General features: G+C 37.8%; 23 protein-coding genes. 1 reads left to right on the forward strand and 22 read right to left on the reverse strand.

Annotation, left to right across the window (positions count from 1 at the left end; genetic code table 11):
* Positions 1–93 precede the first annotated feature (93 nt).
* The 9 genes from IPI59_12110 to kdpB all read right to left on the reverse strand — a co-directional run bounded on the left by IPI59_12110 (position 94) and on the right by kdpB (position 11,332).
* The gene (locus IPI59_12110) at positions 94–1,278 is read right to left on the reverse strand and encodes an SDR family oxidoreductase (GenBank protein MBK7528271.1); all 1,185 of its coding nucleotides are present in this window, start codon (positions 1,276–1,278) and stop codon (positions 94–96) included.
* A 1-nt stretch (position 1,279) separates the two neighbouring features.
* On the reverse strand, positions 1,280–1,732 hold the full coding sequence (locus IPI59_12115) for a DUF2269 domain-containing protein (GenBank protein ID MBK7528272.1): 453 nt from the start codon (positions 1,730–1,732) through the stop codon (positions 1,280–1,282).
* Positions 1,733–2,013: 281 nt separating this feature from the next.
* Entirely contained in the window at positions 2,014–3,918 is a 1,905-nt protein-coding gene (locus tag IPI59_12120) for a TonB-dependent receptor (GenBank protein ID MBK7528273.1), read from the reverse strand.
* 86 nt (positions 3,919–4,004) lie between these two features.
* Positions 4,005–4,196: a hypothetical protein gene (locus tag IPI59_12125; GenBank protein MBK7528274.1), complete on the reverse strand. Its 192-nt coding sequence runs from the start codon at positions 4,194–4,196 to the stop codon at positions 4,005–4,007.
* Between the two features lie 250 nt (positions 4,197–4,446).
* Entirely contained in the window at positions 4,447–6,183 is a 1,737-nt protein-coding gene (locus IPI59_12130) for a HAMP domain-containing protein (GenBank protein MBK7528275.1), read from the reverse strand.
* A 1-nt stretch (position 6,184) separates the two neighbouring features.
* Positions 6,185–7,225, reverse strand: coding sequence for a sensor protein KdpD (locus IPI59_12135; GenBank protein ID MBK7528276.1), 1,041 nt, complete (start codon positions 7,223–7,225; stop codon positions 6,185–6,187).
* Positions 7,226–7,305: 80 nt separating this feature from the next.
* On the reverse strand, positions 7,306–8,382 hold the full coding sequence (locus IPI59_12140; GenBank protein MBK7528277.1) for a porin: 1,077 nt from the start codon (positions 8,380–8,382) through the stop codon (positions 7,306–7,308).
* Between the two features lie 63 nt (positions 8,383–8,445).
* Positions 8,446–9,006 (reverse strand): K(+)-transporting ATPase subunit C, encoded by a 561-nt coding sequence (locus tag IPI59_12145; protein ID MBK7528278.1) that lies wholly within the window; start codon positions 9,004–9,006, stop codon positions 8,446–8,448.
* A 211-nt stretch (positions 9,007–9,217) separates the two neighbouring features.
* Positions 9,218–11,332: a potassium-transporting ATPase subunit KdpB gene (gene kdpB, locus IPI59_12150; GenBank protein MBK7528279.1), complete on the reverse strand. Its 2,115-nt coding sequence runs from the start codon at positions 11,330–11,332 to the stop codon at positions 9,218–9,220.
* 74 nt (positions 11,333–11,406) lie between these two features.
* Here kdpB and IPI59_12155 point away from each other — a divergent pair, with 74 nt between their 5' ends.
* Positions 11,407–11,766 (forward strand): four helix bundle protein, encoded by a 360-nt coding sequence (locus IPI59_12155; protein ID MBK7528280.1) that lies wholly within the window; start codon positions 11,407–11,409, stop codon positions 11,764–11,766.
* 31 nt (positions 11,767–11,797) lie between these two features.
* Here IPI59_12155 and kdpA read toward each other — a convergent pair whose 3' ends face one another.
* The 13 genes from kdpA to IPI59_12220 form a co-directional block, all read right to left on the reverse strand.
* A complete protein-coding gene (gene kdpA, locus IPI59_12160; protein MBK7528281.1) occupies positions 11,798–13,486 on the reverse strand; it encodes a potassium-transporting ATPase subunit KdpA in 1,689 nt (562 codons plus the stop codon).
* 111 nt (positions 13,487–13,597) lie between these two features.
* Complete coding sequence (gene kdpF, locus IPI59_12165) at positions 13,598–13,675, reverse strand: K(+)-transporting ATPase subunit F (protein MBK7528282.1); 78 nt, start codon at positions 13,673–13,675, stop codon at positions 13,598–13,600.
* 88 nt (positions 13,676–13,763) lie between these two features.
* Entirely contained in the window at positions 13,764–14,030 is a 267-nt protein-coding gene (locus IPI59_12170) for a hypothetical protein (GenBank protein ID MBK7528283.1), read from the reverse strand.
* Positions 14,031–14,343: 313 nt separating this feature from the next.
* Positions 14,344–15,687 (reverse strand): sigma-54-dependent Fis family transcriptional regulator, encoded by a 1,344-nt coding sequence (locus IPI59_12175; protein ID MBK7528284.1) that lies wholly within the window; start codon positions 15,685–15,687, stop codon positions 14,344–14,346.
* Positions 15,688–15,792: 105 nt separating this feature from the next.
* Positions 15,793–16,500, reverse strand: coding sequence for a hypothetical protein (locus tag IPI59_12180; GenBank protein MBK7528285.1), 708 nt, complete (start codon positions 16,498–16,500; stop codon positions 15,793–15,795).
* 81 nt (positions 16,501–16,581) lie between these two features.
* Positions 16,582–17,472 (reverse strand): pirin family protein, encoded by an 891-nt coding sequence (locus IPI59_12185; GenBank protein ID MBK7528286.1) that lies wholly within the window; start codon positions 17,470–17,472, stop codon positions 16,582–16,584.
* 5 nt (positions 17,473–17,477) lie between these two features.
* Complete coding sequence (locus IPI59_12190; protein ID MBK7528287.1) at positions 17,478–17,783, reverse strand: phosphoribosylpyrophosphate synthetase; 306 nt, start codon at positions 17,781–17,783, stop codon at positions 17,478–17,480.
* 169 nt (positions 17,784–17,952) lie between these two features.
* Positions 17,953–18,975 (reverse strand): hypothetical protein, encoded by a 1,023-nt coding sequence (locus tag IPI59_12195; protein MBK7528288.1) that lies wholly within the window; start codon positions 18,973–18,975, stop codon positions 17,953–17,955.
* Between the two features lie 126 nt (positions 18,976–19,101).
* Positions 19,102–19,794 carry a DUF1003 domain-containing protein gene (locus tag IPI59_12200; GenBank protein ID MBK7528289.1) on the reverse strand — a complete coding sequence of 231 codons (693 nt, stop codon included), beginning with the start codon at positions 19,792–19,794 and terminating at the stop codon, positions 19,102–19,104.
* Positions 19,795–19,856: 62 nt separating this feature from the next.
* Entirely contained in the window at positions 19,857–20,357 is a 501-nt protein-coding gene (locus IPI59_12205) for a hypothetical protein (protein ID MBK7528290.1), read from the reverse strand.
* A 171-nt stretch (positions 20,358–20,528) separates the two neighbouring features.
* Positions 20,529–20,885, reverse strand: coding sequence for a hypothetical protein (locus tag IPI59_12210; GenBank protein ID MBK7528291.1), 357 nt, complete (start codon positions 20,883–20,885; stop codon positions 20,529–20,531).
* A gap of 392 nt (positions 20,886–21,277) precedes the next feature.
* Positions 21,278–21,667, reverse strand: coding sequence for a hypothetical protein (locus tag IPI59_12215; protein MBK7528292.1), 390 nt, complete (start codon positions 21,665–21,667; stop codon positions 21,278–21,280).
* A 13-nt stretch (positions 21,668–21,680) separates the two neighbouring features.
* On the reverse strand, positions 21,681–22,706 hold the full coding sequence (locus IPI59_12220) for a WG repeat-containing protein (GenBank protein MBK7528293.1): 1,026 nt from the start codon (positions 22,704–22,706) through the stop codon (positions 21,681–21,683).
* Between the last annotated feature and the right edge of the window lie 17 nt (positions 22,707–22,723).

Raw genomic sequence — 22,723 nt, forward strand, 5'->3', positions numbered from 1 at the left:
AGGTTGTAAATATCCGGATATGTTTTGGCAGCTATATTTCATCAATACATGTTAAAAATACAATGTATTTTGGTTTAACCAAACAATTTGCAATTATAAGCTTTTTTGTTCTTTGTAGGTTAGAAAAGTTAAGGCTAAAAGCGGAATATTTTTACTTATAGGGCCAAAAGGGTGCAGCCAGTGCTGTGGAGCCAAAATACTTATAATAATGGTGTAAACTACAATAAATAATAGTTGTAAAAGCAAAACATTTTTCCGGATACTTTTAAAAAACATGCCCACACCTAAAAGAATATCGGCCAAACTGCCGGCAATTACAAACCATCCGGCATATTGATTTGTAACTCCAATTTCAGACATAAGTTCGAGGCTTTTATCCCAAGAATAAAGTGAAACAAGCCCCGTTCCAATCCAATTAAATACAATTGAAAAAACAACAAGGAGGTTAAGCAAACTATGGCTCGCTTTTATATTTTCGCCAACTAAATGATTAGTAGCTTTGTCGAAAATAGGTTTGTAATCTTTTGCATTTATTTCGGTGAACAACGTGAACATATTTTTGTTGAAAATACCCAAACTAAGGTTAGGAAAAACCGTAAACGCCAGTTGCATTAAACTTGTTGGCATGGGTAAAAACCGGCTTTTGCCTTTACGCAGAAAAGATAAAACTTCGCTCATTTTTTGCGGCTCACTTACGGCAAATATTTGCGCAGGAAAATCATCGTAATTGTTTATGACCTGCTCAATTAAGCCCGTAAGTTGTGTTATATGAACAAAGGGTAGGGGTTTATCATCCGGAAGCGGGATAAGTGGAAGCGTTGAAATCTCCTTAAAAAACTTTGAGCTTTGCCCGCCTTCGCCCAATACTATTCCCGGATAAATTACTTTTCCATTGGTTTGTGTTAGAATAAACTCATCTGCTGTTTTTTTTGACCGAAGAAAATCGGTTGGCGGTTCTTCTTTTTCGGCCCCAACGGCAGATATATTAATAATTTTTATACTTTTTTGTTTACAAATTGTATATAATTTAAGCGGAGAATTTGCCTGGACATTTTCAAAATCACCTTCTATAATACCAATGGCATTTATAACCAAATCTATATTTTGCAGTATTTCTTCAAAATTGTTGGTGGCGGCAAAATCAATTTTTTTCCAGTTCTTGTACCCTTCAATCTGCGAGCGGCTGCCAATAAAAATTTCGTGCTCTTTTTTGCTAATCAAGGTATAAAAAATAGCTTTTCCTATAAAGCCGGTACCGCCTAAAATTAAAATCCGCATATCAAAACACAGGTTTAAAAACCATCAGATAAAACAAGAACAAGGTGCCGGCAAAGGCGGGGATTCCGAGGTAAAACCATTCCTTCATGTTTTTATGAAACGCTTCAGTAAGGCAGTTGTATTGGTCTAATAACCTTTTCATTTTTATTTGAAGGTACACCGCCCTAACCCACAGTGCAAATACTAAAACACTGCAAATTATGACCACTATAAACCATTTTGAACTTAAAAGCCCTAATAGCGAGGAGAGCCAGATTCCGGTTATAAGTTGCAGCAATACAGCCGGAGTGGTAAAAATATTATCGGCTAAAATAACAAGTTTCAAAACGTCTTTTACTGTATTTGCGTTCGAGCGTTTATATGCTGAAAACAAATAAAACGCGCTACCTATGCCAGTTCCGAACATTATGGTTGCGCTAATAATATGTATTAGTTTTATAAGGAGGTAGGTCATTGTTGTTGATTATTAGGTTTGTAGTTTTGTAGGGGGAGGCAAATATTTTAATTTTTTCCTTCATTTTAGCCCGGCAAAATTAACAGGCTGTAGCTATAACTCCAAATCTTAGAGGGCAAAATTTGTAGCCTGCTTGATATGATTTTAGATTGGCTTGAAAACCAAAAAACCAAAAACGATGCAACTGTGCTTACAAATCATAAAAAAATCCGGATGCTTGTGTTTAACCATCCGGATTTTAAAGTCTATTGACCGTCAATTTTTATTTTCTTACCTATCAGTTATATTTTAATAGCTACTGTGCCCGAAAATGTTCGTCCGTCTGAAGGCCAAATTCCGGGGCCTGGGTAAAACTGCGGTCGTTTAGTAAAATAGTGCGCATCCAAAGCATTATTTAGGTTGGCCTGCAATTTTATTTTTCCGGTTAAATGAACTGCAAGGTTTAAATCGAGTAGTTGGTAGGAGGGAACCAAACCCACCGAGCCGCTTGCGTTTGGTGTTTCGGTGTTAAGTGGGTCGGCAAAGCTCTCGGCAATATAACTGTATAGGGCTGAGAAACTTATTGACGAGAATTTTAGGGTTAACCCATTTCTTGTTATAAAATTAGGGACAGTTTCCACTTTGTTGCCGTCTATGTTTACGTTTTTATCGCCCGATTTGATGGTTGCATCCTGATATCGGGCATCCATATACGAGGAAGAAGTAAAGAGGGATAAATTTGCATTGTTACCCAACAAGAAATCGCCTTGCAAAAAGAATTCAAGCCCCGATGTTTGCGAGTTGCCAATATTGGTTCGGTAAACAATAAGATTACCTGCTGTATCGGTTTGTGCTAATGTTCCCATGCGGTTGTTATATTGCAAATAAAAACCTGTTACATCCCATTTCAAAAACTCCCAATTGCCCCTGAAGCCTAATTCGGCGGTGTAGCCGTATGCATCTTTCAGGTTTTTGTCGCTTACTTCATATATGGATTGCGGAACAATATCTTTAAACATAACTGGCCGGTAAGATTGCGACCATCCGGCATAAATATTTATATCGTTTGTTAAATCAAATTGTGAACTTACGCCAAACAATGGGAATTTGTGTTTGATTTTGTTGGGTAATTCGGCAGCATCGTAATAAACGGTTGTCCCTGTCATATTTGTTTCGCCAATTTCCATTCTTGCCCCTGTGTTTACAGAAAATCGTTTTGTTAATAGCCAATGATTTTCGGCAAATAAGGCGATATTTTTTGTTTTATAGTGGAGGTCTCTGCCCCAGCCAGTAGTTGACAGCGTCAAATCGTAATCACTGCCGGTTGTTCCTTTGCCTTGTTGCCGGCGGTGCAAGTCGTTGTTCATGTATTGAATACCTGCGGCAAGCGCGCTTGTATGTTTTAACAGTTTGTAGGTTTGAAGCACGCGCAGTTCGCTTGTATAGCTATTGAAGTGGTCAATATCTACTTGCCGTTTGTTGTATTGAAGTGTGGCCGGTATAATGGTGTCGGTAACGGTAGCGGGTTTGTCAAACATAACACTGTTTCTTGCCCCCCGAATAGCCGAACTTATAAATTGTAGTTTGGTAGAGGGTGTAATGTTCCAGCCAATCGTTAAGGAGGGCACATGTATAGTGGGCTGATAATAATTTCTTGAGCGGGTTGCCATCTTGGGGTTGGCATGAAACATGCTATCTGTAAGCGGGCCCGGAAGATGGGTGATGTAGTTGGAATGTGTCCAGTCTAATTTGAAGTGAAGATTTTTTGTTGCATCATAAAAAAGAGAAACCCCTTCTGCATCAAACGAGGCATCGCTGTTTTTTCTATAGCCCGTTATCCATTTGCCATTTGCCCAGGCACTGTATCTGAACTTGTTTGTTTTGCCCGACACAGCGTTGTAAGTGCTAACCAAACCATAAGAACCGAGGGTGTTAATGCTTTCAAGCGCGACTTTTTTAGTAGTATCGGGTTGTTTGCTTATATAGTTAAGCATGCCGCCGAACTGTGCCCCATATTGAAGCGAACCTGTACCCCGCACAAGTTCAATGCGTTCAACAGCCTCCATTGGAATATTGTAGTGGCTGGCAGGATAGCCGTACATGTCGGAGTTGGTAATTACGCCGTCTTTTCGGTTGTTAAATTCCCAACTCCGGTGTGGGTCAAGCCCTCGGGTCGAAATATTCATTTGGTTGCCTGTGCCGTCCATATCGTAAACAAATACGCCGGGTATTTTGGCAAAAATTTGCCGCCCGTATTTCTCAGATATTGCCGCATCTTTTTGCGTCAGGTCAATTACCTCACTTTTTTTCCGGCATAAATATAGGTTTCCTGAATTGGACTAAGCCGTTGTATATCTTGTTGAATACGACTGGCTCCAATTGTTACGGGCGAGAGTTGATAGGTTTTAATTGTGTCTTTAGAATTTTGACCAAACAAACATGTTGCGTTGATAAAAAATACTACGATTAGTAAAAAACGGACCATAATAGTAAAGCAGTTAAAATTTAAGATCTTGCCCTAAGCAAGCACCTTAGTGACGAAAAAAAAACCTGCAAGCTGAGAGAACTTTCGGCAAAGCTAAGAATTTTTTGCCTTCCGGATATTGAATTTAAGAGATTTTACTCTTTTTAACATTTGCCGGCCGTACGTATAACTACCAATTAATATTTACTTAATTTATATTATATTCACATTTACTATAAAAACTATCGTATATTTGTTTTAGGATTTTTAACTAATTAGCTTTGTTTAGTGCGAGTGTGAAAATGCTGCCCACTCCAAACATACTGTCAACAGAAATATGGCCACCTTGTGCTTCAATAAACTCTTTGCTGATGGCAAGCCCAAGCCCTGTTCCCGTTTTGCTATTCTCGGGGATTTGGAAATAGCGGTCAAAAATTTTATGTATATATTTAGGGTCAATACCTTTGCCAAAATCTTGAACAGAAATTTGAATTTTGTCTGATACTTCTTTAACCGTGAGCAATACTTTTGAATTTTCGTAAGAGTAGCGAATAGAGTTCGACAAAAGATTGGTAAGTACCCAAGCGGTTTTTTCGCGGTCGGCATTTACATTCGGAATATTTTCGGGGCTATTGATTTCAATGGTGATATTTTTTTGCGCTGCCTGAGCTTTTACCGCTTCGGCTGCATAATGAATGATTTCAAGCGGGGCAGATGGTTGCAAACTTAACTGAATTTTTCCGGATTCTACTTGGGTCATGTTCAGCAATTCTCCGGTAATTTTTAAAAGTCGTTGGCTGTCTTCTTTAACGCGCAATATAAGTTGTTTTTGTTCTGGGTTTACCACCCCAATTTTTTCGTTTTCTAAAAGGTCTAAACTCATGAGAATAGACGATATAGGTGTTTTTAGCTCGTGCGAAACATTAGCAATAAAATTAGTTTTGGCAAAGTCTAATTCTTTGAATGGCGTTATATTTTGCAGAATGATTACATCGCCAATACGTTTGGGTTGTGTTTCGGCGGTAGGAATGATAGAAATTGGAATAATCTCTTTTTCGAAAAAGCTTTCTTTGTTGTCGGCAAAAATTTTGAGTGGCTCTTGCTGCTGTTTGTTTTCTTTGTTGTTTGGTTGCAATACATCTTGGATAAGTGAGCGAATTAAGTCGTTGTGGACGGCAACATCCTGCGCTTTTTTGCCAATTATATTATCTTGTTTCAATCCGGAAATTTTTAATGCTTCATTATTAATAAATATAATTGTATGGTTTTCATCCAAACCAATTACAGGCGCATGCATACTGTTTATGAGTGTTTCAACACGCTTTTTCTCTACCATCAATTTTGCGAGGTTGCTGTTGTTATATTCTTGCAGTTTTTCTGCCATTACGTTAAAAGAATGGGCGAGGTCATTAAATTCGGTATGCCCTTCAAAATATATTCGTTCTGCGTAATTCCCTTCGGCAATTTCTTTTACGCTCTCGGTGAGTTCCTTAATAGGATTGGCAATATTTGAAGGCAAATTAACAAGCAAAGTGAAGGCAAGCAAAAAACAAACTGTGCCAATAATTGAAAGCGTAATTGTTGTTGTTTTGGCTGTTTCCTTTGCAATTTCGCTTTTGCGTTCAATGGCCTGCATGTTTAAAAGCATGATGTCGGCAAGGTCTTTTCTAATACCAATATAAAGTGAATTGTCTTTGCGGTTGGCTTTAAGTTTTTCAAAATCGAAGGCAAGTTTGGCTGTAAGTTGTTGTTCGCCCACTTCGGTAATATTATTTTGTTGTGTTGCAAGGTTATTTTGAAAGGTAACGAGGGCTGCCTCGGAAATTGAGATGCTGTCTAAGACCATAAACATATTGCGCGAGTATTCAACACTGTTGTAGTTATCGGCCAATATTGCCTGCGTTTCGTCAGCGGTTTTATTGGTATATTTTACGCCTACTACTACCAAAATTAAGATTAGCAGAAAAAGAAAGCCAACCGAAAGCGTAAGTTTTGTTCTGATTTTCATGTTAAGATAGAATTATAAGGTCAATATTTGATGCGGATAGGTTTTTAAATAACTCGTTTAAAATATTGGCGGCAAACAAAATTTTGAATAAATTTACATGTGGTTTGCCAATACAAATAGTGGTTATATTGTGTTTTTGCGCTTGCGCAATCATAGCAGCAAGTATATCTTTTTCTTGTACCTGAATAACCTCTGCGCCCAATTCTGTTGCCAATTTGAAATTATTTATAAGATGCCTTTGTTTGTCTAAAGCAATTTTTTCTGTGGTTTCTTGCGGAGTTTGCACATAAAGCACAAACCATTTTGCATTGTAATAACTTGCCAATCGCGCTGTTTCCCGGATAACATTTTTTGCTGTTTTTTCGTTGCTGCTAATACAGGCCAAAAATTTTTCATGGCGAAGTCCAAGATTTTTGGGCACTTCTACATTTACTTTGCGCTCTACCTGCGAAGCCACTTCTTTCAAAGCCAGCTCGCGCAACTGTAAGATGTGTTCGGGCTTAAAGAAATTGCTGAGTGCTGTCTGAATTTTCTCTGCCTGATAGATTTTGCCTTCCTTCAAACGCCCAATTAGTTCATCGGCGGTTAGGTCAATATTTACAACTTCATCTGCCAGGGCTAACACTTTATCCGGAATACGTTCGGCCACTTCTACGCCGGTAATGGCTTTTACGTCTTCATTCAGGCTTTCAATATGCTGAATGTTTACTGCACTAATTACATTTATTCCGGAATCCAAAATTTCCATCACATCCTGCCAGCGTTTTTCATTTTTACTTCCGGCAATATTTGTGTGCGCTAATTCATCAACAATCACCACTTCGGGGCGCAAACTTATGATTGCCTGCACATCTAACTCTTCCAATTCTTTGCCTTTATAAAAAAGCTTTCTTCGAGGGACAATGGGAAGCCCTTCCAAGAGGTCGTGTGTTTCTTTGCGGTTGTGCGTTTCGATGTAGCCAATTTTTATATCAATACCATTTTTTAGCAGCGAATGTGCTTCTTGCAACATGCGGTAAGTTTTACCTACGCCGGCGCTCATGCCAATGTAGATTTTAAACTTCCCGCGCCTCGATCTTTTTATCAGGTCAAGGAAGTGTAGTGCATTTTCTTCGTTCCCGTTCAAAATGAAATTGCAATTGCGGTAGTTAAAAAATAGTTGTTCTTATTTGCCTTTTCGTCGAGCATAAAAATTTCATCTTTACTTGAAAAACTTCTTGCCTCTACTCGCCACATCAAATTTTCGCGAATTAAGTAATCGTAGTTGGCCGATAATCCAAAAGTTTTAAATCCATTTGGTGTTCCGGTGGCAATAATTACTCCGTTTTCGTCATTATAATATTCGCCTCTAAGCGAAATACTGTGTTGGCTGTGCGGAGAAACTTTTAAAATAATTACCGGATTGTACCAAATATTGTTTTCACTGCTTTTTTTACTTGTTTGCTCTGCGCCTATATCGAAGCCGGCAGTAATGCCTATTTTATCAGTTAGTTGAAAAATACCGTACAAGTTATGAAAATAACGCATTTGCCGGATGCTATCGGGTTTATCGCTGCCAATAAACGAGCTGCTGTTTAAGGTTATTTTAGCATTTGGTTTGTAAACCAACTGATGGCCAAAGGCTGGTGTGTTGTTCCCGTCAATTCGCTGCATACGTTGCCAGCCGTTTAATACTAAACCACTGATGAGCCATTTTCCGTCATCAGAGGTGTAGGTAATTTTAGCTCCGGTTTCAAAATAGGGTGTGTTTTCTGCGTTCAGACTTCGGGTAAGGGTCCAATTGTCTTTGCCTATTGCACTTTCAAAACCAATGTGAGAGGAGAGAACTCCGGCATCAAGCCATATATTTTTATTTTTTGAAATTTTGAATCCTGCACTTGCTTCATAAATGTTTTTTAAAACGCCGGGTTCGGCAGATAGATTGGCATTAGGATAGGTTCCGGCCATAAGAGTAAAATTGGCTCTTAACTTTTCAGTCTGATAGGCTGCTTTGACAAGCCCTAAATTGAGTGAAACCTCGTTGTGCCTGTTGTGCGAATATATAAAACCCGGACGGTTGTGGTTGCTGGGTTTTCCGAAATCACAACTGTAATAGGTTTCAATATAACCACCAAAGCTAAACGGTGGATTTGTACTGTTTGATTGTGCAAAAGCAGTAGCAGATAATAGTATTAGCGATGCGATAATGATTTTTTTCATTTTTTTAATGATTAAATTTTTGCTTAGAAACTCATTGACATTTTTCGTTTTGGCGGGGTAAATTTATTTTAAATTATCGAGTTCGATATTTAATTTTAAGACCTTAATTCTTTCCGGACCAAACAAACCTATAAATGGCCGCTCTGTATTGGCAATAATAAGTTGTTGGAGTTTGGTTTCTTCAATTCCACGTGTTTTGGCAATGCGTTTTACCTGCATTTTTGCCGCTTGAACAGAAATATGCGGGTCAAGACCGCTGCCACTTGCTGTAATCATATCTACTGGAATTTCCGATTTTTTTACTTCCGGATGATGCACCAAAAAAGTATCTATTCTGGCTTGAACTGTGGCAAGATATTCTTCGTTAGAAGGGGCTTTATTACTTCCGCCAGAGCCGGCTGCATTATAATCTACTGCTGATGGACGAGACCAGAAATAGTTGTCGGCTGTAAATGCTTGTCCAATATTGCTGTAGTATGTTTTTCCGTTGTGTGTTATGATTTCGCCTTTGCCGTTGTTGGGTGCAAATTGCGCTATTCCATAAACCGTTAGTGTGTATGCAACACAAAGCAATAAAATGCAAAGCGCTGTAAGTTTTATTGCGGGAAATATGTTCGATTTCATTTTTTTATTTTTTGATAGATGTTAGATGTTAGATGTGAAATGTGAGATGTAAGAGGTTAAATGTAAGAGGTGTGAGGTGAGATGTAAATTTCATTGATCACTTTTCACTGATAACTTTTTACTTTTCACTTTTCATTTTTTACTTTTCACTTTTCACTTTTCACTTTTCACTTTTCATTTTTTACTTTTTACTTTTCACTAAAAACACTTTTTACATAAACACGCTGACTGCCATGTCAATTAATTTTATTCCGATAAATGGAACGATGATGCCACCTAAGCCATAAATGAAAAGGTTTCTTCTCAGTAATGCACTAGCGCCGATGGGTTTGTACGCCACGCCTTTTAATGCCAATGGAATGAGTAATGGAATGATGATGGCATTGAAAATTACAGCAGCGAGTATAGCACTTTCGGGCGAGTGCAAATTCATAATGTTTAAGCCTTGCAATGCTGGAATAGATGTAATAAATAGTGCAGGGATGATGGCAAAATATTTTGCTACATCGTTGGCTATGCTAAAAGTTGTAAGCGTTCCTCTGGTCATCAATAATTGTTTACCGATTTCTACTACTTCAATCAGTTTGGTGGGGTCGTTATCTAAGTCCACCATATTGCCAGCTTCTTTAGCGGCTTGTGTTCCGCTATTCATGGCTACGCCAACATCGGCTTGTGCAAGGGCTGGTGCATCGTTTGTGCCATCTCCCATCATCGCTACTAATCTGCCTTCGCCTTGTTCTTTCCGGATGTAATTCATTTTGTCTTCCGGTTTTGCTTCGGCAATAAAATCATCCACCCCTGCTTTTTCGGCAATGAATTTTGCAGTCAAAGGGTTATCGCCTGTAACCATTACGGTTTTGATACCCATTTTGCGTAAGCGCTCAAAACGTTCCCGGATACCAGGCTTAATAATGTCTTGCAATTCAATTACTCCAATTACTTTTTCGTTTTCAGAAACTACAAGCGGAGTGCCTCCATTGCTTGAAATGATGTTCACTTTCTCTACAATTTCATCCGGAAAAATATTTCCTGCTTTTTCTACAAGATTTTTAATGGCATCGCTGGCACCTTTGCGAATACGGGTGCCATCTTTCATATCAACACCACTAGACCTGGTTTCGGCTGTAAACTTTATTTGGTGTGAAATGTCTTTTGTTAGATGTGAAAAGTGAGATGTAAAATGAAAGTGGTTGCTATCCATTTCACTTTTCACATCTAACATTTTACTCAACTCAATAATTGATTTTCCTTCCGGAGTTTCATCGGCCAATGAACTTAAAACTGCGGCTTTCACCAATTGTTCTTTTTCAATTCCGTTTGCAGCATAAAAATTTGTTGCCTTTCTGTTACCAATTGTAATGGTTCCGGTTTTGTCTAAAAGTAGCACATCAATATCACCGGCTGTTTCAACGGCTTTTCCGCTTTTGGTAATTACATTGGCACGCAAAGCTCTGTCCATTCCGGCAATACCGATAGCAGAAAGTAGTCCACCAATGGTTGTAGGGATTAAACAAACGAAAAGTGAAATAAATGCCGCAATAGTTATAGGTGTGTTTGCATAATCGGCAAATGGTTTTAACGTTACCGTTACGATGATAAATAATAAGGTGAAGCCGGCCAATAAAATTGTCAAGGCAATTTCGTTGGGTGTTTTTTGGCGACTTGCCCCTTCAACCAAGGCAATCATTTTATCTAAAAAACTTTCTCCGGGTTGTGTGGTAACAACTACTTTTATTTTGTCGCTCAACACTTTTGTTCCGCCGGTTACAGAAGATTTATCGCCGCCGGCCTCCCGAATTACAGGAGCACTTTCTCCGGTGATGGCACTTTCATCAATGGTTGCAAGTCCTTCAATAATTTCGCCATCTGTAGGAATAATATCACCGGCTTCGCAAAGGAAAATATCACCTTTTTTAAGATTGTTAGATGTGAGATGTAAAATGTGAGATGAATCAAGAGAACTTAAACTTATCACTTCCGACATTTCACTTTTCACAACTTTTGCAGGCGTTTCTTCGCGGGTTTTTCTTAAACTATCAGCTTGTGCTTTACCTCTTGCTTCGGCAATGGCTTCGGCAAAATTTGCGAACAATAAAGTGAGGAACAGTACCACAAAAACAGTAAAGTTGTAGGCAAAACTGCCTTGCCCTGTTGCACCGGATAAAGTCCAAAGCGAAACAAAAAGCATAATAATTGTTCCAATCCAAACTGTAAACATGATTGGTTTGCGGAACATAATTTTAGGGTTGAGCTTTACGAAAGATTGTTTGAAAGATTCGTTCATTAACTCGGCTTGAAACAAGGATGTATTTTTATTTTTCGACATGATTTTATTTTTTGTGAGATGTGAAATGTGAAAAGTTAGATGTACTTTTGTTTTTGAATGAAATGGATTGACTTATGAAGCCACATAAAAAATTGCATTGCTGGGTGAAGAGTTTTGATTTTGTGAAAGAGATGTACTCACTTACCGCTACTTTTCCAACAGATGAAAAATTTGGATTGGTTTCACAAATTAGAAGAGCCGCTGTGTCAGTTCCAGTAAACATTGCAGAAGGTGCAGCACGAAAAAGCAAAAAAGAATTTATCCATTTTTTACACATCTCTTTGGGCTCACTAACAGAATTAGATACACTAATTTTATTAAGTGTTGAATTAGATTTTATTTCTAAAACTGATGCTTCAAAATATATTGATGAACTTGACATCATTGGTAAATTAATTTATGGTTTAATCAAAAAACTCGGACAAGAATTATAAGCCATCCTTCTCACATCTCACCTTTCACTTCTTACTTCAAAGAAAAATATTCAGCAATTGGGCCTAATGCCAAAGCAGGGAAGAATGATAAAGCGGCAATTATGGCAATGACAGCAAAAACCATGATACCAAATGTGGCGGTATCGGTTTTGAGTGTGCCTGCGCTTTCCGGAATATATTTTTTCTGTGCCAAAAGCCCTGCAATAGCCACTGGGCCTATTATTGGCACAAACCTGCCTAATATTAGCACTATCCCGGTAGAAATATTCCAAAACGGGGTATTGTCGCCTAAACCTTCGAACCCGCTTCCGTTATTGGCAGCCGAAGAAGTATATTCATACAACATTTGGCTAAATCCGTGAAAGCCCGGATTGCTGATGGCAACGGAGCCCACGCTTGGAAATGCTGCTCCCAAGGCGGTTCCAACCAAAATAATGAATGGATGTGCTAAGGCAATGATCATGACAATTTTTACCTCGCGTGCTTCTATCTTTTTTCCTAAAAATTCGGGGGTTCTGCCCACCATCAATCCGCTTATAAATACAGCCAAAATGATAAAAATGAAAATATTTAGAATACCCACACCCACGCCGCCATAAAAGGCATTAATCATCATGGCAAGCAATTCATTCATGCCCGATAAAGGCATAGAACTGTCGTGCATAGAGTTGACGCTTCCGGTAGAAATTACAGTTGTTACAATGCTCCAAAATCCGGATGCTGCTGCGCCAATTCTCACTTCTTTGCCCTCCATTGCGCCAAGCGAATTATCTATTCCCATTTTGGCAATTGCCGGGTTACCGTTCATTTCCATAGCAATGTTTGGAGCGGCAAGCAACCAAAAGCCTATGGTCATTACTCCAAAAATCATCCATGCAAATTTTTTCCTGCGGATAAAAAATCCGAAAGCAAAAATCATTGCCATTGGTATTATAAATTGGGCAAACATTTCTGTCATATTAGTTAGGTAGGTCGGGTTTTCTAACGGGTGTGCACTGTTTGCACCAAAGAAACCACCGCCATTTGTGCCTACGTGTTTAATAGGAACAAATGCAGCAACAGGGCCACGAGAAACCTGTACGGTATCGCCTTGTAAATTGGTGATGGTGTCTTTGCCTTCAAAGGTCATGGGTGTTCCTTCAAATACCAATATGGCAGCCACAATTAATGAAATAGGCAATAAAATTCTAGTACATGATTTTAAAAAGAAGTCGTAGAAATTGCCCAATTCTGTTGTTGTTTTTTCACGGAATGCCTTAAAAACTATAGCAGCAGCAGCCATACCAATTCCGGCAGTTACAAATTGTAAAAACATGAGCCAAATTTGCCCCAAATAGCTGATACCGGTTTCTCCGGAATAGTGTTGTAAATTACAGTTTACCAAAAATGAAATAGTGGTGTTAAAAGCTAAATCTGCTGACTGGCTTGGGTTTCCATCCGGATTTAATGGTAACCAACTCATATTCATCAGTATTGCCATGCTCATTAAAAACCACAGTAAGTTGATGCTTAGCAGCGCAACAAGATGCTCCTTCCAGTTCATTTCGGTTTTTGGGTTTATTCCGGAAAATTTGTAGAACAAACGTTCTAATGGATTGAAGAGGGGGTCGAGTATTGTTTTTTCGCCACCGTAAACTTTTGCAATGTATTTTCCGAGCGGAATTGCCAATAAAAAGGTAAGTCCAAACATTGCTATTATACCAAGTATTTCTGTGTTCATTATTTTGTTTCTTGTATGATATAAGATATTGTTTGTTAGCTGTTTATTAGTGAGATCTAAGAAGTAAAATGTGAGATGCCATCACGTATTTCGCCCTTCACTTTTCACTAATTAAAATTTTTCCGGATTTAGCAGTACGTAAACTATGTAGCCGAAAACTGCGATAGCGATAATGAATAATGCAATCATGTTGTTGATTAAATTTTTTCGAAGAAATTGATTAGTTTAAAAAATAGTGCGAAGCATAAAAGCCCCACGACGATAAGAATTATTGTCATCATAGTCCTAATGTGTTTATTTGTTTATAATATTCTGATTTTAAATTTTTAGGTAATAGCTCGTTTATGATGCAATTTTTTTGCTCCATAAATACCGACAAAGAGTACACATACACATTGGATATGGCATTTTGGGTTTCCTTATTGCCATTAATAAATATGTATTCTACTACCTGCATCAAGTACTTAGCCTGTTTTAAATTTCCGGAGCTAATCAAAACTTTGGTTGAGTCGGCAAGTCGTTGAGCTTGTTTGTAAAAGCTGATTTTCTGTTTTGGCTTATTCGTCAAAGCTGGAATGCTTATTTCATCGGCTTTTACGTTGCTTGCATAAACATTATTGCGAACTTGTAAAAATCCCCCTGTTTCTGATTTTGAAGGATCAGGTAAGAATGAACTTGTGTTTTTTGGTATCATTATCATAGGATATGTTTTGCACTATGATAAACCAAAACCGTTCCAATTGACATAAAAATGCTTGAAACCCTTTACTGGCAAGGGTTTTAGTGGAGGCAGCAAAATTTTTAATTGAAAAAACCGTTGCAAAACGCAAGGGTGGGGTATAGCGTTTCGCTATGATTTAGATTATTTTATAGTCTTCTAACTTGCGGTAAAGGGTGGTGGTGGCAATATTAAGCAGCCGGGCTGCTTCGGTTTTGTTGCCGTTGGTATAGTTTAGCACTTTTTGAATGTGCAATTTTTCGACACTTGCCAATTCAAAGGCCGAAAGCGTTTTGTTTTTTATTTTTACGTCATCGAGCTTTTGTAATTCAAACGGTAGATAATCTGTTGTGAGCGTGTCTTCACAAAGAATAACACTTCTTTCGATTACGTTCTTCAATTCGCGGATATTTCCTTTCCATTGATGTAATTTTAAGGCCGAGTAAAAATCCGGAGAAACAGACTTAATCCGTTTGTTCATTTTGACGGCTAAAAGATTTACAAAATAGTTAGCAAGGGCTTCAATATCTATTACTCTTTCGCGAAGTGGGGGCAAATGTATTTGAAATGTAGAAATGCGGTAAAATAAATCTTCGCGGAAACGCCCTAACTCAATTTCATTTTGCAAATTTCGGTGTGTCGCTGCAACAATGCGAACATTTACCTTTGCTGATTTTGTTTCGCCCACACGAATGAATTCGCCAGTTTCCAAAACTCTTAACAGTTTGGCTTGTAGCTCTAAGGACATTTCGCCAATTTCGTCTAAGAAGATGGTGCCATTATTTGCTTCTTCAAATAGCCCTTTTTTATCTTTGGCAGCGCCTGTAAATGCTCCGGCTTTGTGCCCAAACATTTCACTTTCTAACAGTTCTTTTGAAAAGGCAGCGCAATTTATAGCAATAAAGTTTTGTTTAGCTCTTTGGCTTGTCTGATGAATAGCTTGAGCGAAAACTTCTTTTCCGGTTCCGGTTTCGCCGGTCAATAAAACGGTTGTATCGGTAGCAGCAACTTTTTTTGCCAAATCAATGGCTTGTTGAATGGCCTTTGATTTGCCAATGATATTGTCAAAAGAATGTTTGTCTTCTAATTGCTTTTCAAGTTGTTGCACCCGTTTTGTTAAGGCCACTTTTTCTATGGCGCGGTAAAGCAAGGGAATAATTTTATTGTTGTCATCGCCTTTGGTAATATAGTCAAAAGCCCCATTTTTAATGGCCTGAACGCCATCGGGGATATTGCCGTAAGCAGTTAGCAGAATGATTTCGGGTATTTGAAATTTGTCTTTTATTTTTTTTGACAGTTCAACGCCATTGCAATCGGGTAATTTTACATCGCAAAAGACTACGTCAATATCATTTTGCTCTAATTTTCGCAAAGCTGTTTCACAATCGCCCGCTTGAAGCACTTCAAACCCTTCAAGGCCAATTATTCTTGCCAGCAGCGTTCTTAGTCTTTCTTCGTCGTCTATGATTAAAACTTTTTTCACAATAGGTTCGATTAATTAGAATTCAAAATCATGCTTATTCTCAGGGGGTATTGCCAGTAAGTCCGGAGGTTTTAGTTTTGTTTTTTGCAATTTTATGTGATTGATTTACTCCGTTAAAAAATTGGAAATTTGTTTGCCTATTTCTTCAATTGTCAATAGAACTGCCTGGTTTTTTATCCGGTTCATTGCCTCGTTTTCGTTTAAATCCGGATTTTGTTTTTTGTCCTGAAAATCTTTGGTTACAATGGTTGTGAAAGGCACCAACCCAGTTCGGACATCTAAAACAATAAGCTGCGTTGTGGCAAAGGCTTTAATATTTGTTTTGGCGAATAACCGGTATTGCGAATAAATTGCGCTGGTGATGGAGTAAATTACAACAATATCGGATTGGGTTCGTACAGCCGACTCTCTTATGCTGGTAAAACTTGGATTTTTAGAAATTAAAATATCCGGAATGGTTGAAATTCTTGTTACCCGCTTCGAGTTTTTAAATTTATCGGTAAATAAATCTAAATATTGCTGCTGGGCTTTCATATATTCTTCATCTGACCAATAATAATATTCCATTTGATTTAGCGAGCTTTCGAGTTGCACAAAAGCGACTCTCAAATTATTTGGCAGGGTATATTTGCCGTCCAATATTTTTTGAATATTCTCTTCTGAAATGGTAGCACTTTTATCGTCAAACAAGGATTGTGTAATTGGCGGAGGCTCATTAACATAAGTATAATCGTTTGGGCTGCTTATTTGTTTTGGGCCTGAACAAGAGGCCAAAACAATTGAAACAAGAAGTAAAATTGCTGTTTTTTTCATTTTTACCTTGTATTTTGGTGACTTTATTTTAATGGAATTTCGTGCAGGTTTTCATGTTTTTGTATTGCTTATTTGATCTATTTATTCTTTTTCGGGAAGTGGTACAAATTCTTTTTCGTCGTTTGGTATTTTTGGAAAGGCTTCTAAATTTTGGTTTTTCCAATTTAATTTAGCTTGTTCTAAAATATCTTTGTCTGAGTGTACAAAATTCCAAAACATAAAGCGTTTTTCTTCGAAAGGTTTACCTCCAAAAAGATAGAGTGTGGTTTCGCCGTTTGTTTGAAACTCGCACAACGAAGCATTTTTTGCCACAAGTAATTGTTTGCTTCCATAGTCGTTGCCTTCAATTTTTACCGTTCCTGCTAAAACATACATACCGACCTCGCCAAAAAGTTTGTTGCCTATATTTATTTTTTGAGCGGTTTTCGTTTTTACCTCGATAAAATATAAGGGGCTATGCACCGGAACCGGAGATTTTTTGCCCGCAATTTCTCCGGCTATCAGTTTATAAAAAATGTCGTTTTCTTGCCATGTAGGAATGTCTTCTTTGTTGAAATGAAAAAATGAAGGTTCAGTTTGTTCTAATTCTTTTGGAAGGGCAATCCAAATTTGAAAACCGTGTAAAAATTTATCTACCTTTCTTAAATATTCGGGCGTTCTTTCAGAATGAACCACTCCTTTTCCGGCGGTCATCCAATTCACTTCTTCCGGTTTAATTTCGGTGGCATTTCCTAAGCTATCGCGGTGGAAAATTGCCCCATCGAATAGGTAGGTAAGGGTAGAAATGCCAATATGCGGATGCGAGGGTACATCGAGGTTTTGGTGCTCCTTTAAACAGGCTGGCCCCATGTGGTCAATAAAAACAAAAGGGCCAACAGCTCTTTTTTGATGAAATGGCAAAAGCCTGCCCACCATAAAATTGCCAATATTAGCTGCTTTTTCGGCCAAAACAAGTCCTACATTCGATTGCATTTTATTTATGCTAATTGTAGTTTAGATAATATTTCGTTTGTCGTTCGGTCGGCATACATGCCGTAGGCATTTATTAGGGTGCCTTTTAATCCGTATTTTTCTGATGAAATGGCATAGACAATGGAGGAATCATTGGCGCTGGAATCGTTTCCTTCAAAGCGAAACCATTTATCAATTACAAATTCATGATGGAACACCTCGATTTGATTGTTTTTACATGCAAGGCAGTTTTCCCTAAGATTAAAATCTTCTACGTAGCCTTGTTTTTTTAAGCCGTCTAACGCTTCTATAATATTGCTATATATTTCCATGCTTTATTGAGTTTTATTATATAGTTAGCACTAAAGCACAATAACTGCAAAACTAACCTAAATTTTCAAAAAAAACTAAATTTACAGTCGAAAATATTGCGCTGTTATGTATTTATCCGGAGGCCAATAGCCCTAACTGCCATACAATATAACTAACGGCAGAGAGATTTTATTTCTTGTAGTTTGTTCGTTTAAGAATTTGACCGTTTCGGGTGTCAAACATAATATAACAATATTCGCAATTGGCGGGCCGCACCTCAAAACCGGTTGTAGCACAGTAATTTACCTCAAAAAATACAATATCGCCTTGCAAACTAAGAGGTTTTAAAGAGGTTTGATTAAAATCTTTCTTTTCAAACTCAAGATGTTTTATAATTTTTCCGGATGCGATTTCAATAAAATCAAATCCAAATTGCGCCGCTTTTTGATAAAAATAATAACAGACACCATCATTAAGTAATTGAATACGAGCCGTTCCATCTCCTAAAAAATCTTGTCCGAGCGTATAAGTCCATAGCTTTTCTCCCTTATCCGGATTTAATAGCGATATGCTCTTTTTGTACTCATATTTAACCAAATATTTAAGGTATTCAACCTTATATCTGCCGCCCTGCATCCCATCCCAGTGCAAAACTTTTCCGGTTTCTTTGTCTATTATATTGTAGCAATTGGCTAAGTCGGTGGTGTAATTTCTTTTAAAAACAATCAATTTATTGCCCAATAAAAAGGGTTCGCTAATTCTTGTTAGCTTGGGGTCGGCCTTAAAAGTGCAGGTATTTGGGTCGTCAAAAGGAATATTCCATTTGAGTTTTTTGGTTTTAATATCAAATGCCGAAATGCCTCGGTAGGGTTTTCTTATTTTTGCTTCTTCCGGATGTGATTGTTCTAAATCTTCTTGCGCATCTAAGGTTACATATACGTTTTCCTCGTCTTTTGCCAAGAAGAAAAAATGATGTTGGTCAAAAAAAGTGAATGGCAGTATATTTTCTTTTCGCACAAATTCTTTGACTTCTTGCCGACTGTCTACCGGAAGGGTTAGCTTTTCTGTAGGCACTTCAAATTCTTCAACCGGAGCTTTGTTTGCATATCTTTCTGACGCGACGGGAATAGGTTTGGCACAGGTTATAAAAAATAAGGCGATGATAATTGCTATTAGAACTGCTATTGAAACGATTAAAATTTTAGACAACACAGTATTCAAAATTTATTTGTTTTTTTATGTGTGGAAAGTACAAGGCGTTTTATTGTTGAACGAGCCAAGAAGCTAAGGACGGTTTTACCTTTCTCCGGATATAATTGACGAGTTGAAGGGCGAATTTTATTTCTTTCTAATTTCTTTCATCAAGTCTTCTAAATAGTCAATTTGTACTTCTTGAATTTCTAAAAGTTTTTTGCTTTGATGAACAAGCAAATGGTCAATTTTTTCACTTAGTAATTTTATTTCTAATTCGGCTTTAAGATTAATTTTATAATCGTGTTCGCCTCTTTGCCTGTCTTTTTGTTCTTGCCTATTTTGGCTCATCATGATGATTGGCGCTTGAATGGCTGCCAAACAAGAGAGGAGCAGGTTAAGCAAAATAAACGGGTACGGGTCGAATGGTTTTGTTGCCAAAAACCAAATATTAATTAGCATCCAAATTACAATAAAAGCAAAAAACATGATGATAAACGTCCAACTACCGCCAAAAGCGGCCACTTGGTCGGCAATTTTTTGCTCAAAGCTTAGGTCGCCTTCAATTTCATCCTGGATATTTTCAGAAAGGATAGAATTGTTTTTTATAGCCTCCATCACATCTTTGTCAATGGCTGCCAATTCGCCTTTTTCTTGCAGAATTAAGGAGGTCAAATATTGTCTCCGGTAATGGTTTGGCTCTGGCAATGTTATGTAGGAATCTTTGTCGAATTCCGGAAAATTTAACTGTATAAAGTCAAAAACTCCTTCTCTTACGTCTTGTCCTTTAACTTCTTCGCCTTTTGGAATTTCTTTATTGCTGATACTGCTAATTTTCATGGTGGCTTACTGTTGATAAAATAAACGGCAAAGATAACAGAATAAAACTTGGTTTAATTTATTTAGTCCTTGTCTTCACTATGTTCGCTCTCTTCGCTATGCCCTTGCGCTGTTGTTGCTGTCGGGTTGTTTATTTCGGTGTGGCGAATTTGCCCGCCCAAATAGCCTGTCCTTGCAACTAAACCGAAACTGACTAAGGCAATAAATAAAACCACTAAGGCAGTTGTTCGTGTTAGAACTGATTTTTTTAAAGTTAGAAATAGCCCGGCTACCGAGGCAACGCCAAGTACAATTAACGATGCTAAGGTAAATTTAGCGAAATCTTCGTGTTCTTCGACTACATTTTTGGTTATGCCTTGTATATTTTCGACTACTTCTTCGGCGGCCTCGCCTGTAAGGTAGGCTATGCCGGCGCCAATTGCCGAAATAATAAAAATATTGTAAGCCGCAATTTTTGTTTGATTGCTTTTAGTCAAAAGTGCTTGCAATAAAACAAACGCGCCCAAAAATGAGCCAAATATTGGCAGGTGGGTAATTAGTAAATGAATATGTGTTTGATTCATTATTATAGTTTTTATGGAATGAAATATGGATTTTAATCAGGTAAAGTTAAGTGTTTCTGGGCTAATAAAAAATGATTTGAAACTAGATAAATGCTGATCTTGGCCATTTAATTGAATGCTAATTTTACCTTGCGTTTTTCTTCGCCTTAGTTGTAATTTTTATCTTCATTGTCATTTTTTATAAAAAACGATATGTTTTTCTTCTACTTCGTAAAAGGCTTTAGCTTTACTGGTTTGTTGTTTGAGGCATTCATCGGCAATGAATTTTAGTATTTCATCTCTTTCGTCGAGGCTATATTCGGTTTGTTTTTCCCATTCATCGCGCGATGGAATGACCACGTAAAAAATGCAGTTTCCGCCGCCAATTTCGGTATATAATCTGATGGATTTATAGCCTTCGGTAAAAATTACATATCCGGAGCGGCCATTATTTTCAAATTTTACCCGTCTTTCTCTATAGGTTTTTGCCTCTTCATTTGGAGCAAAAATAGCTTTTAAAGCAGACCAGAGTATGTTACTAAATTTCATAGTTATATCAAAGTGAAAAAAGTATTAGTTCAATTAGTTTAGGTGGTCTCCTCTTGTTTTTGTTTCCATTTATAAAGCATATTCTATCATTTAATTTTATTATACTTTTTGCCTTGATGCAAAAAGTAACAAAAAAATCAAGCGCTGCGACCTGTTGCTTAACGGTTTACTGCACTTCAAAACCTAAAAACAAGCTATAAAATAAACTCGCTGCGCTCAAACAGTATTTTATACGCTTGTTTTTTTAACGGTTTTTCCGTTTGTAAACCTACAACAGCTCGAAGGCGCGGGTAATGGGATTGATGACTTTGTTTTCATGTGACACCTTTTCCGGAAATTGAAAAGTATTAACTTTGAATTATTTTATAAATCACTTTGGTATTAAAAGTTTATTAATTACTTTTTACAAAGCCCCACAAATTGCCTTTTTTGGCGGCAACAAGCCCTTCGCTAACGGCGGGCAAAGGCTCTTCTTCTTTATAATCTTTTGCTGAGATAAGCAATTCACCGTTTGTAGCATATACGCCTATGAGTTTGTGGTCTCGGTCTATATAAATTTTAGCTTTGTCGCCGGTGTACCAATTCGATTTTTGGAATGCTACGGAACTGGTCGTTTTATAGCGCGAATAAACCCCATTCCCTATGTATTCAATCAGGGTTTTGCTTGGTTTTGTGATGGGTTTAAACTCGGCGTTTAAAAATTGAATAGTGCGATCTTTAATTACGGTGTAAACATTATCCGGATGCCAGCTAATTTCTTCGTATATGGGTTCTAAAACCACATTTCCTAAAGTGTCAATTAAGCCTTTGTTGTTTGGGCTTATTCCGTTTGGTTTTATAAAAATAGCTTTTCCGTTGGGCCAAAAAGTTTCTACAAAATCCAAAATTTTTGGGTAATGTCTGTTTGCCCCAACTGTCAATATAGGTCCATCCGGTTTTATTTATTTTTGCGGGCAACATGCCAAACATCATTTTGCCATCGCTTGCTGTAATGTCTTCGGCTATAAGTTTACCATCTGCATCAAATATTTTGCAAATGCCTTCCTCGCGCGCCCTTGCCAGCCAATTCCCGTTTTCTAAAAATGTAATATAGCTGAACTTGAAATCAGACAGTTGTTTCAGTTGGTCGGTGTGTAGGGTGTAGTCGCCACCTTCGGTGCAAGCTATTATATTGCGGCCTACAATTTCTAATAACCACCAACTGGGTTTTAAAATTACGGTGCCATCTTTCGATAAAATTCCATACTGCTCGTTTTGGCGAAATCGAATCCGGTCAAATTTAATTTCCGGACTAATTTCGGCATAGATAGGGGTTAATTTTTTTCCGCTTGCGTGGATGAGTTGGTCTCCGTTGTTATTATGCGCAATAAATAGGTCTTCGCCAATATAAGTGATGGTGTCGTAAACTGCTTCAAGAATTAGTTTGTTTTTTTCGTCTATTAAGCCGTACTTATTGCCTTCTTTAAATAAGGTACGCGAACCTAACGAAGTATTGGTTATTATATTTTTCTCTTCAAAAGGAAGAGTTTGCCATTCGCCGGAGAGTGCTGATTTTACAACCTGAAAAGTTTCGTTTGCTTGGTTGGTAAGTAGGTAAACGGCATCGTTTGGCAAGGTTGCCTGTTTGTATTGAGGCGTAATGACCCATTTGCCCTCGGTGTTTATGATGCCCCAAAGCCCGTTTTGACTTACTGCGGCAATACCATTTTTGAAGGGCAATACTGCTTCAAACTGGGGCGATATTTGAAATATTTGCGGCTTGCTGCACGACAAAAAACTGCATCCGAACATAAAATATATTGCTATTAAAACATTATTCATGTTTATTCTTTTATCAG

It is taken from the genome of Sphingobacteriales bacterium, assembly GCA_016706405.1.
Lineage (GTDB): Bacteria > Bacteroidota > Bacteroidia > Chitinophagales > UBA2359 > BJ6.

Coding starts and splice junctions, on each gene's coding strand:
- IPI59_12110 (MBK7528271.1), bottom strand. CDS start 1,278: ATGCGGATTTTAATTTTAGGCGGTACCGGCTTTATAGGAAAAGCTATT.
- IPI59_12115 (MBK7528272.1), bottom strand. CDS start 1,732: ATGACCTACCTCCTTATAAAACTAATACATATTATTAGCGCAACCATA.
- IPI59_12120 (MBK7528273.1), bottom strand. CDS start 3,918: ATGGACGGCACAGGCAACCAAATGAATATTTCGACCCGAGGGCTTGAC.
- IPI59_12125 (MBK7528274.1), bottom strand. CDS start 4,196: ATGGTCCGTTTTTTACTAATCGTAGTATTTTTTATCAACGCAACATGT.
- IPI59_12130 (MBK7528275.1), bottom strand. CDS start 6,183: ATGAAAATCAGAACAAAACTTACGCTTTCGGTTGGCTTTCTTTTTCTG.
- IPI59_12135 (MBK7528276.1), bottom strand. CDS start 7,225: ATGAGCGCCGGCGTAGGTAAAACTTACCGCATGTTGCAAGAAGCACAT.
- IPI59_12140 (MBK7528277.1), bottom strand. CDS start 8,382: ATGAAAAAAATCATTATCGCATCGCTAATACTATTATCTGCTACTGCT.
- IPI59_12145 (MBK7528278.1), bottom strand. CDS start 9,006: ATGAAATCGAACATATTTCCCGCAATAAAACTTACAGCGCTTTGCATT.
- kdpB (MBK7528279.1), bottom strand. CDS start 11,332: ATGTCGAAAAATAAAAATACATCCTTGTTTCAAGCCGAGTTAATGAAC.
- IPI59_12155 (MBK7528280.1), top strand. CDS start 11,407: ATGAAGCCACATAAAAAATTGCATTGCTGGGTGAAGAGTTTTGATTTT.
- kdpA (MBK7528281.1), bottom strand. CDS start 13,486: ATGAACACAGAAATACTTGGTATAATAGCAATGTTTGGACTTACCTTT.
- kdpF (MBK7528282.1), bottom strand. CDS start 13,675: ATGATTGCATTATTCATTATCGCTATCGCAGTTTTCGGCTACATAGTT.
- IPI59_12180 (MBK7528285.1), bottom strand. CDS start 16,500: ATGAAAAAAACAGCAATTTTACTTCTTGTTTCAATTGTTTTGGCCTCT.
- IPI59_12185 (MBK7528286.1), bottom strand. CDS start 17,472: ATGCAATCGAATGTAGGACTTGTTTTGGCCGAAAAAGCAGCTAATATT.
- IPI59_12190 (MBK7528287.1), bottom strand. CDS start 17,783: ATGGAAATATATAGCAATATTATAGAAGCGTTAGACGGCTTAAAAAAA.
- IPI59_12200 (MBK7528289.1), bottom strand. CDS start 19,794: ATGAAAATTAGCAGTATCAGCAATAAAGAAATTCCAAAAGGCGAAGAA.
- IPI59_12205 (MBK7528290.1), bottom strand. CDS start 20,357: ATGAATCAAACACATATTCATTTACTAATTACCCACCTGCCAATATTT.
- IPI59_12210 (MBK7528291.1), bottom strand. CDS start 20,885: ATGAAATTTAGTAACATACTCTGGTCTGCTTTAAAAGCTATTTTTGCT.
- IPI59_12220 (MBK7528293.1), bottom strand. CDS start 22,706: ATGAATAATGTTTTAATAGCAATATATTTTATGTTCGGATGCAGTTTT.